The organism is Pseudidiomarina halophila (assembly GCF_003987215.1).
GTDB classification, from domain to species: Bacteria; Pseudomonadota; Gammaproteobacteria; order Enterobacterales; family Alteromonadaceae; genus Pseudidiomarina; species Pseudidiomarina halophila.
The window spans coordinates 1,168,623-1,181,211 of record NZ_PIPW01000001.1 but is presented as its reverse complement, the minus strand read 5'-3'; the positions used below and the strand labels follow the sequence as shown (position 1 = coordinate 1,181,211).

12 protein-coding genes are annotated in these 12,589 nt (G+C 50.9%); 10 read left to right on the top strand and 2 right to left on the bottom strand.

All coding sequences use genetic code 11. The annotated features are described in order from the left end of the window. Positions 1-4: 4 nt before the first annotated feature. The 9 genes from CWI69_RS05555 to CWI69_RS05515 all read left to right on the top strand — a co-directional run bounded on the left by CWI69_RS05555 (position 5) and on the right by CWI69_RS05515 (position 10,283). Positions 5-1,972 carry a BCCT family transporter gene (locus CWI69_RS05555; protein WP_126762617.1) on the top strand — a complete coding sequence of 656 codons (1,968 nt, stop codon included), beginning with the start codon at positions 5-7 and terminating at the stop codon, positions 1,970-1,972. 9 nt (positions 1,973-1,981) lie between these two features. Continuing rightward, positions 1,982-3,364 carry a cell envelope integrity TolA family protein gene (locus CWI69_RS05550; protein ID WP_126762615.1) on the top strand — a complete coding sequence of 461 codons (1,383 nt, stop codon included), beginning with the start codon at positions 1,982-1,984 and terminating at the stop codon, positions 3,362-3,364. A 98-nt stretch (positions 3,365-3,462) separates the two neighbouring features. After that, positions 3,463-5,484: an NADPH-dependent 2,4-dienoyl-CoA reductase gene (locus CWI69_RS05545; protein ID WP_126762613.1), complete on the top strand. Its 2,022-nt coding sequence runs from the start codon at positions 3,463-3,465 to the stop codon at positions 5,482-5,484. Further along, positions 5,481-6,314: a PHP domain-containing protein gene (locus tag CWI69_RS05540; RefSeq protein WP_126762611.1), complete on the top strand. Its 834-nt coding sequence runs from the start codon at positions 5,481-5,483 to the stop codon at positions 6,312-6,314. Before CWI69_RS05545 ends, CWI69_RS05540 begins: the two co-directional genes overlap by 4 nt. A 26-nt stretch (positions 6,315-6,340) precedes the next feature. Next, positions 6,341-6,970, top strand: a complete 630-nt coding sequence (locus CWI69_RS05535) for an L-threonylcarbamoyladenylate synthase (RefSeq protein WP_126762609.1) — start codon at positions 6,341-6,343, stop codon at positions 6,968-6,970. A gap of 2 nt (positions 6,971-6,972) precedes the next feature. After that, positions 6,973-7,803 carry a segregation and condensation protein A gene (locus tag CWI69_RS05530; protein ID WP_126762607.1) on the top strand — a complete coding sequence of 277 codons (831 nt, stop codon included), beginning with the start codon at positions 6,973-6,975 and terminating at the stop codon, positions 7,801-7,803. Continuing rightward, positions 7,784-8,386, top strand: coding sequence for an SMC-Scp complex subunit ScpB (gene scpB / locus CWI69_RS05525; protein WP_126762605.1), 603 nt, complete (start codon positions 7,784-7,786; stop codon positions 8,384-8,386). The genes CWI69_RS05530 and scpB overlap by 20 nt, the downstream gene beginning before the upstream one ends. After that, positions 8,383-9,237 (top strand): 23S rRNA pseudouridine(2605) synthase RluB, encoded by an 855-nt coding sequence (gene rluB / locus CWI69_RS05520; protein ID WP_126762603.1) that lies wholly within the window; start codon positions 8,383-8,385, stop codon positions 9,235-9,237. Before scpB ends, rluB begins: the two co-directional genes overlap by 4 nt. Then, positions 9,234-10,283, top strand: a complete 1,050-nt coding sequence (locus tag CWI69_RS05515) for an agmatine deiminase family protein (RefSeq protein ID WP_126762601.1) — start codon at positions 9,234-9,236, stop codon at positions 10,281-10,283. Before rluB ends, CWI69_RS05515 begins: the two co-directional genes overlap by 4 nt. Here CWI69_RS05515 and CWI69_RS05510 read toward each other — a convergent pair. After that, on the bottom strand, positions 10,280-10,990 hold the full coding sequence (locus CWI69_RS05510; protein ID WP_126762599.1) for an SIMPL domain-containing protein: 711 nt from the start codon (positions 10,988-10,990) through the stop codon (positions 10,280-10,282). The two genes, CWI69_RS05515 and CWI69_RS05510, sit on opposite strands and share 4 nt — an antisense overlap. A 76-nt stretch (positions 10,991-11,066) precedes the next feature. Between CWI69_RS05510 and CWI69_RS05505 the strand changes: the two genes are divergently transcribed. Next, positions 11,067-11,528, top strand: a complete 462-nt coding sequence (locus CWI69_RS05505) for a regulatory protein RecX (protein WP_126762597.1) — start codon at positions 11,067-11,069, stop codon at positions 11,526-11,528. A 22-nt stretch (positions 11,529-11,550) separates the two neighbouring features. On the opposite strand, the gene CWI69_RS05500 is transcribed toward CWI69_RS05505, so the two are convergent. Further along, complete coding sequence (locus CWI69_RS05500; protein ID WP_126762595.1) at positions 11,551-12,444, bottom strand: aspartyl protease family protein; 894 nt, start codon at positions 12,442-12,444, stop codon at positions 11,551-11,553. Positions 12,445-12,589 lie beyond the last annotated feature (145 nt).

Sequence of the window (12,589 nt, the reverse complement as noted above, 5' to 3'; positions counted from 1 at the left end):
ACGCATGGAATCTTCCGATAAAGCACGTCTGAATCCACCCGTTTTTTACAGTGCGGCTGGTCTAATCTTTATCATTCTTCTTTTTACCACTATTTTTCCCGAAACCGCCGATAGCGGTCTGGCCTCTGTCCAAGCCGCGATTATCACCAACATGAGTTGGTTTTACGTGATGGCCGTTGCAATTATTCTGCTAACCGTCGTCTTTCTCGGCTTCTCGCGTTACGGCACCATAAAACTGGGCCCTGATCATTCGGCACCGGACTACTCCAATCTGACCTGGTTCTCAATGCTGTTTTCAGCTGGTATGGGTATCGGTCTGATGTTCTTTGGTGTTGCTGAGCCGGTCATGCACTTTTTATCGCCGCCGGTGGCTGAAGCAGGTACCAATGAAGCCGCCCGTGAGGCCATGAAGATAACTTTCTTCCACTGGGGCCTCCACGCATGGGCAATTTATGCCATCGTTGCACTGATTCTGGCGTTTTTCGCTTATCGCCATGGTTTACCTCTTACCCTGCGTTCTGCTTTGTACCCAATGATTGGGAACCGCATCTACGGCCCTATAGGGCACGTGGTGGACGTATTTGCCGTAATAGGTACGGTCTTTGGTGTCGCCACCTCGCTCGGCTATGGTGTCGCACAAATTAACTCCGGTCTCGGATATCTGTTTGGTATCCCGGTATCCACCATGGTACAGGTCATGCTGATTATCGGCGTGACATTACTGGCAATCATTTCCGTTACCACAGGTCTGGATAAAGGCATCCGTCGTTTATCCGAACTGAACATGGGCCTGGCAGTGCTGTTGTTATTGTTTGTTCTTATTGCTGGCCCAACAGTATTTTTATTGCAGGCATTTGTCCAAAATACCGGTTCTTATATATCTGAAATTGTCAGTAATACCTTTAACTTATTCGCTTATGAAAAAACCGACTGGATCGGTGGTTGGACGGTTTTCTATTGGGGTTGGTGGTTAAGCTGGGCACCTTTTGTAGGACTATTCATCGCCCGGGTTTCACGCGGCCGTACCATTCGCCAGTTTGTTTCTGGCGTACTGTTAGTGCCAGCCGGTTTCACCCTGATGTGGATGACCTTCTTTGGTAACTCCGCTATCGATATGATTCTTAATGAGGGGGCAACAGAGTTAGCCGAAATGGTACAAAACGATGTCTCGGTAGCACTGTTCGCGTTCCTGGAAGGATTCCCCTTTAGTACCTTCTTATCGGGCTTAGCGACAGTAATGGTTATCGTGTTCTTCGTGACGTCATCGGATTCCGGTTCAATGGTCGTTGATATGCTGTGTTCTAATGGGCGCGATGATACGCCCGTATGGCAACGTATTTTCTGGGCCAGTGGCGAAGGTATTGTTGCTATCGTATTGTTACTTGCCGGAGGGTTAGGTGCGCTACAAACCATGACCATCGCCAGTGCTTTACCCTTTACGATAATTCTGATGATTGCCACTTATGGTCTGGTGAAAGCGCTACGGGTTGATGTGCACAAGAAAGACGCACTGCAGAACAACTATCTGACTGGCTCAGCTGTTAGTAATAAGAACTGGCGCGAACGCTTGCATAATATAATTGACTTCCCCAGCTTGCAGGTCGGCCAACGTTTTATTGAGAAGGTCGTTAAACCAGCCTTTGAAGAGGTTGCCGGCGAAATGCGGGAAAGCGGCTTAACTGTCGAAATCAGCGCAGACAACGGCAACCAACTGATTTACCGGGTGATCCATGGTGACGAGATCGACTTCGTTTACCAGGTTCATTTACAAAGCCATGTGCAACCGGCATTCATTCATGCCGAAGACGATCCAACGGATATTTCGGAAGAGAAGAAATATTATCGTGCTGAAGTGCACTTACGTGAGGGTGGCCAGGACTATGACATCCTGGGTTGGTCGCGTGATGCGGTCATTGGCGATGTGATTGACCACTATCACAAGCACATGCACTTCTTACACGTGTTGCGCTAAGGAGGGACTATGAAACAGCAAATTCTGGCAATTTGTATTGGAGCTGCGTTGAGTGCTCCTGCTATCGCGCAGGAGCAAACAGACGGTAAGGTAACGGCAACGCAGTTGCAGGAAGTCATGCAGGAGATGCAACGTTTGCAACAGCGGGTTGCTGACCTTGAGGCGCAACTGGCGGCAGAACAAGAGCAGGATGAGGATGTCGTCGAAGAGGTCGCGTTGGAGCAGTCGCCACGCGCCGAGGATGTTGCGCCACGTAAGCGTATCAACTCGAATACTGCGCTCGAGGCGCGGATTGAACAGCTTGAGGGCGATGTCGAGGCTGCGCAAAATGCACCCATCACCATTGGTGGTGCGGTGCGCACGCAATTTGTCTGGGAAGATTATAACGAAGGCAATAAAGATCGTGGTGGTGATATCGATTTCGATCTGATCCGTCTCGATTATAGTGGCACCATTGGTGATGTGATCTTGTCGGCCCAGTATCGCTGGTTCCAATACATGGAATCTGTGCAACATGCCTGGGTAGGGTATAACTTCACCGATAACTGGCAGGGACAAGTCGGTATCACCAAAGTACCTTTTGGTAATACGCCTTATAATTCCAACAACTATTTCTTTAGCTCGAATTTCTACGTGGGTCTTGAGGACGATCACGATGCTGGGGTGAAGTTCCTCTATCGTGACGCGGAGTGGGATTTCGACATCGCGTTCTTTAAAAACGATGAGCAGGGTGGTGTTGATGGTTATGTCAGCGATCGGGTAGACCGTTACGCTTACGACCCACTGGGTGTCCGCCTAAGCGGCGAGGGCATTTATGATACCCCTGAATTGGCGGTCGGAGAGTCTAACAGCTTCGCGGCGCGTGTCGCCCGTAAGTATGCGCTGAGTCCAGACAGTAGTTTTGAAGTTGGACTGTCGGGACAAATGGGCAAAATGAACGACGGTTCCGACGACGTCGGAGATCGTAGCGCATTTGCTGTTCATGGTGTCTACAGTGTCGACCGCTGGACCTTTATGGGACAGGTAAGCCAGTATGATTACGATATGGATATGGCAAATGAAGGAATCGTGGTTGGCGCTTATGCGTTTTACGATACTATTCCGAGCAAGGCGACATTGTATACGGCGAATATCGCTTACAGTCTGCCAGTCAGTATAGGTCCCATTTCAAATCTGACGTTCTACAACGACTATAGTCTGATGACTGATAAGCGAGGTGGTGGCGAAGACACCGTAATGAATGTGCTAGGTATGGCAGTTTCAGCCGGTGGTCTTTATACCTACTTCGATTTGGTAACGGCCAAGAATCAGCCCTTCGTCGGCGGTTCCATGGCAGGCGATTCAACGGATACCAAAACCCGCTTTAATATCAATATAGGCTATTATTTTTAAAACCGTGATTTCCCCGCCTGGTAGCGTTAGTACTTGCCGCCAGGCGGGGAAATCAGTACAGTAAAGAAATTCAAACAGCTGTTTAAGTTGAGGTTACTTTGGCGAGCGCTTACCCCCACCTGTTAAGCCCCCTGGATTTAGGTTTCACACAATTACGAAATCGTGTGCTCATGGGTTCGATGCATACCGGACTTGAAGAAGAGAAGCATGGCTTTGACAAGTTGGCCGCATTCTACGAAGCGCGGGCAAAAGGCGGAGTAGGACTCATCGTTACTGGTGGTATCAGCCCTAACTTTCGGGGCCGGGTGCAGCCCTTTGGCTCTGAACTCAGCCGTCCCTGGCATGTTGCCAAACATCGGAAAATTACCGAAGCTGTGCATCGGCACGATACTAAGATATGTTTGCAGATTCTGCATACGGGTCGGTATGCGTATCACCCATTCTCGATTGCACCAAGTAAAATCAAAGCACCCATCTCGCCATTTACCCCAAAAGCCATGTCAGAGCGAAAAATCCGCACCACGATCAGACATTTTGCGCGCTGTGCAAAGTTGGCGAAAAAAGCTGGCTATGACGGCGTTGAGGTGATGGGCTCCGAAGGTTATTTGATCAACCAGTTTCTCTGTCCGCGCACCAACAAACGAACGGATCAATGGGGCGGCTCCTTCGCCAATCGCTCACGCTTTGCGTTGGAAATTATGAAAGCAGTGCGAGCCGAGGTAGGTTCAGATTTTATTATTATCTACCGGTTATCAATGCTCGACCTGGTGCCTGACGGCCATGAATATGCAGAGGTAATTGAGCTTGCAAAAGGCATCGAGGCGGCCGGTGCGACGTTGATAAACAGTGGTATCGGTTGGCACGAAGCCCGGGTCCCCACCATTGTTACTTCGGTGCCGCGCGGCGCATTCAGCTGGATTACTGCGAAAGTGAGGGAAGAAATTTCGATTCCAGTGGTCGCAGTTAATCGCATCAATACTCCGGAAATTGGCGAACAAATTCTCGCTAAAGGCGAAGCTGATATGGTGTCGATGGCGCGACCTTTACTCGCCGATGCTAACTTCGTCGCCAAAGCTGAAGCGCACCAAAGTGATCGTATTAACACCTGCATTGCCTGTAATCAGGCATGTCTGGATCATGTCTTTGAAAATAAGCGGGCAAGTTGTCTGGTCAATCCTCAGGCCTGCTATGAAACCGAATTAGTGATGCGCCCTGCGCAACAGCAAAAGAAAATAGCCGTAGTCGGTGCGGGACCTGCTGGCCTGGCCTTCTCCTGTTACGCTGCCGAGCGCGGACATGAAGTGCATTTGTTCGAATCAAACAGTCAGATTGGCGGCCAGTTTAATTATGCTAAACAAATACCCGGCAAAGAGGAGTTTCACGAAACACTTCGCTTCTTTACCCACCGTTTGGCAGATACCGGAGTAAAACTTCATCTCAACACCCGACAAAACGCGGAATCGCTGATAGCGGAGAATTTCGATGAAGTGGTGTTAGCCACTGGTGTTCTCCCGCGTGAAATCACCATTGAAGGTATTGATAGTGACAAAGTGATAAGTTATCTCGACGTGCTTCGTGATCATAAAAATGTGGGTGCTAAAGTTGCTTTAATCGGTGCCGGTGGCATTGGTTTTGATGTTGCAGAATACTTGACGACCAAGGAGTCTCCGACCTTAAACGCTGAGGAATGGTCAGCAATCTGGGGCATTGACAAAGACTATGAGGATCGTGGCGCTTTAACTCAGCCGAAGCCGGAAACGACGCCTCGCGAAGTCTGGTTGCTACAGCGTAAGACCAGTAAGGTTGGTAAGGGCTTAGGCAAAACCTCAGGTTGGGTGCACCGGGCGACATTGAAGAAAAAAGGTGTGCACATGATTCCTGGCGTCACTTACCAGCGCATTACCGACGAAGGCTTATGGATTGAAGTTGATGGTAAAGAGCAACTGCTCGCTGTCGATACTATCGTCACCTGTGCGGGTCAGTTACCACTGCGGGAACTGCAGCAGGAACTCGAGTCTGCCGGGCAATCGGTACACTTGATTGGTGGTGCTGATGTAGCTGCTGAACTGGACGCCAAACGCGCGATTCGTCAGGGCGCTGAATTGGCGGCGGCGATATGACTGCAGTCTACGACTTGCATTGCCACAGTCATTTCTCCGATGGTGAGCTGGCACCAGAAGAGCTGGTGCAACGGGCGGCTGAGCATGGTGTCACCCATCTTGCGTTGACGGACCATGACACTATTGCCGGATTGCAACACGCGGCTGATGCAATAGCTGAACATGAGCTTGAGCTGGAGTTGATCGCCGGGGTTGAAATCACCTGCCGCTGGCAGAACTTCGAAATTCACCTGGTTGGCTTGCAAGTGGATCCTGAGCATCCGGCGTTGCTGAAGTTGCTTCAGAGCCAACAAGAAATGCGGCAACAGCGTTATCAGCTGATGCTCGATAAGTTGCATAAGGCAGGAATAGATGTGGCGCCGCCACTGGCTGCACAGCTGACCATGCCTACCCGTAAACATTTAGCTGAGGCCTTGGTTGAGCAAGGCTGGGTAAAAGACTTTGAGAGTGCCTTCCAACGCTATCTGGGCAAAGGGCAACAGGCCTATATAGCGACCGAATGGAGTGATCTTGAGACTGCAATTGCTGCTGTGCATGCTGCCGGCGGACAGGCTGTACTGGCACATCCGCATGCCTACCAGCTGAGCAATAAGTGGCTGCGCAGATTACTCACTGAGGCAAAAAGCTATGGTCTGGACGGTCTTGAAGTAGCTATCAGTCAGCAAAGCCCGGGACAGCGCTCGGCGCTTGCTACCATGGCCCGAGAACTTGACTTAGCAGCCTCTGCAGGTTCTGATTTTCATGGTCCACGACCCTGGCGTGAGTTAGGCAAAAATCTTTGTCTACCGCCCGACACTGTGCCAATATGGAGGCATTGGAACGCATCGTAAGCCTAAGCTAAGGGTTAGTCACCACTATGAGTCAGTATTTCACCATACATCCTGAAAACCCGCAGCCGCGCTTGATTCAACAAGCAGTGCACCATGTCATGCAGGGTGGGGTGCTGGTATACCCAACAGATTCAGGTTATGCCATTGGTTGCCGCATTGGCGATAAAAATGCAATGGAACGTATCTGTCGGATCCGGGAAATTGATAAAGACCACCATTTCACCCTGATGTGCCGGGATCTCTCTGAACTCTCGATTTATGCCAGGGTAGACAATACGGCGTTTCGTCTCTTAAAGAATAATACGCCGGGTCATTACACTTTTATTCTTAAGGCAACCAAAGAAGTGCCCAAACGCCTGCTAAACCCGAAACGCAAAACTATCGGCATCCGTGTTTCCGATGATCCCATCACCATGGCATTGCTCGAAGCCTTAGGTGAGCCACTGATGTCTACCAGTCTGATTCTGGGCAATAATGAGTTTGCCGAATCAGACCCCTTTGAAATTCGTGAACGCTTGGAACATCAGGTGGATGTCATCGTGGATGGTGACCACCGCGGTGAGGCACCGACCACAGTTGTCGATCTCGCTGATGATACGGTAAAAGTAACCCGCGTTGGTTCGGGTGATACCAAGCCGTTTGATGATCTCAGCTAGCCATGGCGGAGTCGACCACCTCGCCTCAACAGCAGTCATTACCGCTTGGCTTTGTGCGCGGCGAACCGGTTATCGACAAGCCAGAAGATCTCTACATTCCACCAGACGCGCTGGAACTGATTCTTGAGAGTTTTTCCGGCCCCATGGATTTGTTGCTATACCTCATCCGCCGGCAAAAATTAGACATCGTCGATTTACCCATATTACCCATTACTAAACAGTACATGGAATACGTCGAAATGATGAAAGAGCTCAAACTTGAGCTGGCGGCGGACTATCTGGTAATGGCGGCAATGTTAGCGGAAATTAAAAGTCGGATGTTATTACCACGTCCACCTGCTGAAGAGGACGAAGAAGCCGATCCGCGTGCCGAGTTGGTGCGCCGTTTGCAAGAATATGAAGCGATTCGCACGGGTGCGGGCTACCTTGATGATATGCCACAAACTGAACGCGATCTCTTTGTGGTGCATGCCGATACAGATGCCAAAGACTTCGTTAAGCAGCAGCTCCCCGATGTCGCTCTGGCTGAGCTCGCTGTTGCCTTCAGTCATGCTATGGCACAGGCAGAATTACAGCACCACCATCAAATTCACCGGGAGCGACTTTCGACCCGCGCACGGATGAGTCGCATTATCGATTTATTGCAGACCCACCAGCGCTTGCGCTTTGCTCAGTTGTTTGAGCCAAGCGAAGGCAAGCAGGGAGTTGTGGTAAGCTTTTTGGCAATACTTGAGCTGGTCAAAGAAGCTCTGGTCGATGTAACTCAGGTCGATGCTTTCTCGGAAATCCACATTTCAACACGCGAGCAGGTGTATGCAGAATCAACAGATTAAACAACTTATCGAAGCTGTCTTATTTGTTGCCGAAACGCCTATGTCGGTGGCTCAACTCACTGACTACCTGCTCGAGCACGGCATGGATGCGACCCGTAAAATCGTCCGCGAAGTACTGGATGAGTTGCAACGTGATTACCAGGAACGCGGTGTACAGTTACAGGAAATCGCTTCGGGTTACAGATTTCAGACGCGCGCAGAATTAGGTGGTATAATCGCCAGCCTCTGGCAGGAAAAGCCGCCGCGTTACTCGCAGGCGTTGCTTGAGACCCTTGCTCTGATTGCCTATCGCCAGCCGATTACCCGTGGCGATATTGAGGAGATCCGGGGCGTAAGTGTCAGTTCGCAAATTATGAAAACGTTACAGGAACGTGGTTGGGTAAAGGTGATTGGTCATCGTGAAGTACCAGGACGCCCGCAGTTGTATGCTACCACCAATGAATTCCTGGATTATTTTAACCTGAAAGACCTATCTGAGTTACCTGCTATTCCAGAGCCTCCAGCAAGGACAGCGAATACAGGGCCAGTTGCTCAAGAAACAACCGCTGAGACAGCGACCGAAGAGAGTGAAAGCGCCCCATGAGTGAAAAGTTACAGAAAGTTTTAGCCCGTTCCGGGCATGGTTCCCGCCGTGAGTTAGAAGCAAAAATTGCCGCTGGCCGTATCAGCGTCAATGGCAAAGTTGCGACTCTGGGCGAGCGTATCGATACCGACGCCAAAGTACGGATTGATGGTCACGAAGTAGCGATTAAACCGCCTGAAGATGTGGTTTGCCGTGTACTTATGTACCACAAACCAGAAGGTGAGTTATGTACCCGCAAAGATCCGGAAGGCCGTCCTACAGTGTACGACCGGCTACCACGGGTACAAGGTGCACGCTGGGTGGCCGTCGGCCGGCTCGATGTGAATACCTCGGGTCTGTTGCTTTTCACCACTGACGGTGAGTTAGCTAACCGCTTGATGCACCCCGGTCATCAGATTGAACGGGAATACGCTGTGCGGGTGTTTGGCGAGGTGGATGATGCAATGATCCGCAGACTTCTCAAAGGCGTGCAACTGGAAGATGGTCCGGCGTGTTTTAAAGAGATTAAACGCGGTGGCGGAGAAGGCATGAACCAATGGTACCGGGTGATGCTCACTGAAGGACGTAACCGTGAAGTACGTCGTTTGTGGGAATCACAAGGTGTTACTGTTAGTCGCCTGATGCGTGTCCGCTACGGTAATATCAAGCTGGAACAAGGCCTGCCACAAAGCGGCTGGGGCGAGCTGGCGCTGGAGCAAATCAATTATTTGCGGCAAATGGTCGGCCTGCCACCGGAAGATCGTAGCTTTGTCGAAGGCCGCAAGCCGGAGACCCGGCAGAAGCGCTACTCGCGCGCGCGCCGAAGTCAGGCGAAACGATTACAAGAAGCGAAACAACGTACCCGCAAATGAAACTGCTTGCCGACTGGCAACATAATGGGCCACTGCTAGCGCTGTGGCCCTATCGAAACGATGTATGGCGCGGCAATGCAAGACCTGTGCAGCAACAGATGTTGAGCATGCTCGCCGCTATCGCCCCTCATTATCCTGTGTGTCTTGGTGTGCATCCACCGCAGGTGCATTCGGCTCTAGCGCAAATTCCAACTGACTTAGAATGGTTTCCCGTCGCTTATGATGATGCCTGGGTCCGCGATGTCGCGCCCCTTTACCTAACCGCGAAGCGGCATGGGGTTGGGCAAGCAACCGGACCACTGTACGCTAATGCCGGACAATTTAATGGCTGGCAGGGGGTGAACCTCGCGCACGCCCGGGACCAACGCTTTGCCCGCGAGCTGGCGTCCCGCCAACGCATCGTTTATCGGCAGCTGGAGTTGGTGTTTGAAGGCGGTATGCTTACCCACGATGGCGGCGGAACAGCGGTCATACATGGGCGTAGTCTGCAGGCACGCAACCCAGGCAAACGTCTGGCAGAAATGGCGCGGCTATTGACCCAAAAGCTCGGCTTGCAGCGCGTGATCTGTTTACAAAATGCATTAGGTGCTGACGAGACCGGCGGGCATGTCGATAATCAACTGCAATTTGTTGCTGATGACGCCATTGTGTTTAGCACCAGTGCCAGCGATCCACTATGGAACGACGAGGTGTCAGCGTTGCAGCAGCAGGCCTGGGCAAGCGACTACCGTTGGATTGAGTTGCCCGCAGCCCAGCAGCTGCGCGAGCCAATAACCATCTACCAGGATGTGGTGCGGCATTCTGGCGCGCTGGTGCGCGGGGCCCGGCCTTTGCTGCTGAGTTACGCAAACCTGGTGCGGTTGCCTAACGCATTAGTGGTGCCGCAATTTGGCGTTAGCGAGGACGCTGAGGCGACCAGCAAACTGCGGCAAGCGTTTCCTGAACTCAGAATTATAGCCGTTAACGTAACTGAGTTTGTCCGTGGTGGTGGCGGTCCGCACTGTCTGACCGCGCTACTGCCCAAGCCGCTAACCAACTTGCTTTAATTCTGATCACTCAAACGATAAACAACGTCCACCCGTGCTTCAACAGACTGTTGACCCGGCAAACTGACGTCCGCACTCATTTCGGCCTGCGCTACCCGATAGCGAACGACCGGGGCCTGATTTGAATTCTCGTGAATAGTCTCTACACCAATAATGCTGACGCCCGCTGCAGCTGCTAGTTTATCTGCTTTTTGCCGGGCAAGTTGCAGGGCTTCGGTGAGCGCTTGCTGGTAGAGCGCATCGGCATTACTTAGGGTGTAGTGCGGTTCGTCAACACGCTGGACGCCAACTTGCAGCGCATATTCAAGAAATGGGCTGTGTTGTTCAGGTTGCAGAAAGTCGATAGTCATTCGCCGCGCGACCTGATAACCCGTTAATTGTTGTTGCCCGTCATCGTACCGGTATTGGGGATGAATACGGACCGCAAAGGACTTGATGTGGTCATCATGAATTCCCTGTTCACGCAGGTAGTCGATGAGCGTTGCCGTGATACCGTCTACTTCGGTTTTGAGGCTGGGAATATCCTGGCCCGTACGCTCGACGGAAAGGCTCAGCTGCAAACGATCGGGTACAGCTTCGACAGCTGCGTTACCGCTGACAGCAAGGGTTGGTGATGGAGTTTTAGTGGCGGTTGGTTGAGACACAGGCTGACAGCCGGTTAAAGCTAAAGTGCTACTAAACAGCAAGATAACGAGCAAGCGTTGCATGATTAAGTCCTTTTTCCTAAACAGGTAGTAGTTGAGAGTGTAAACTGGAGAAAAAATTCCCTTGCTGGAGTGCTTTATGAGTAATGAGGAACAACAACAAGCAGACGAAACCGTGGTGCGGTTGCTCGGTCGCCGTGAACACAGTGCCCACGAACTGCGTCAGAAGCTGCGCCAGCGCGGTTATCCGGACCCGATTATCCAACAGGCTTTGACGACCGCACAAGAGCAGGGCTGGCAGTCTGATGAGCGCTATGCTGAAATTTGGTTACGACACATGCTTGGCAGTGGCAATGGCTGGATGAAAATTAAGGCCGCTGCCGGCGTTAAGGGGATTGATGAGGAACTGCTGTTGCAACTCGTCGATGCCGCCGAGCCTGACTGGGTAGAGTTGTGTTTCGAGCGGCTCTGTCGGAAGTTTGGTGAACAGCAGCCAGCAACCCGGCAAGAACGCGATAAAATTATGCGCCATTTGCAAAGCCGGGGGTTTCGCTTCGGTGAGATAAAGGCTGCCATGGAACGCCAGCAGCAGCCTGAATAATCTTATCCTGAGGAACAATTTACTATGGCGCGTGGATATGACCGCGACCATTTTTATAGTCGATGGTTAAAATGAAGTGTTTGAGGACATCATATCCAATCAGACCATCTATTTTGACACCGCGTACGCGTGAGTTCAGTTGCTGACGATTTCTGCCATAGTCAGTTCTTACCCCTTCGATCGGAACAATTATCTCAACGTCTTCGAGCAGGTAGGGACCAAATTCAACCAGTGGCAGTGAAAATGACTCGACCTCAGCCACAGTGTTGACACCACGGGAAAGCCCCTGGCTTACGGGAAAGCTTTCAAGCCAACCATGATTGTCGGCGACTTCACGTTGTAAGTAGATACCCGTAGAGGCGCCAGTATCAAGAATCAACCAGGCTTCAACCTCATCATTTAGATTCACTTTGACAATAGGTTGGTCGTAATCCCGGCGCGAGCGCATGGTAATGTTTTTAACTTCGATAAGGTCGATGGAATCATGGTCGATGAGACGTAATCTGCTGTTGGGATAGTCGAACTGAAAAACATACTTATCAAGCAGTGGTGCGCCTAGAATAAGCGCGATTTCAGGCTCAGCAAAGTCACCTGAGACATAGTCCAGCGCCAGATCCTGACCGAACATTTCGGTTGGGACATCGCGAAACACATCACGCTCACTTTTGCCGTGAACACCTTGAATGGTGATTTTGTCGCGAAGCTTCTGCAGTTCCAGTTGATGGTGGTCAACAAAGTTTTGATTGATGAGATTTATTGACGCTCCGGAATCCATCATCGCGTAAGTGTCAATGCCTTCGACCTTAACTTTAACCAGAACCTGACCATTCCGGTGTTCGAAAGGTATCCATTCGGAAACGCCCGCAACAGCTGTTGTTGACATGAAAATAAACAAAGAGAGAAGTAACGAGCGCATCAAAATTCCTTTTTTATAGTTTTTGAAATTTAATCTAAGGTAGTAAAAATACCTTATTTTAAAAAAATTTCAACAACTGTCTCTGACATTTTTTTGACCGCTGTGCAGACTAGTCGAAGCGCTGCTTTCATGGTAGTCTTTCGCG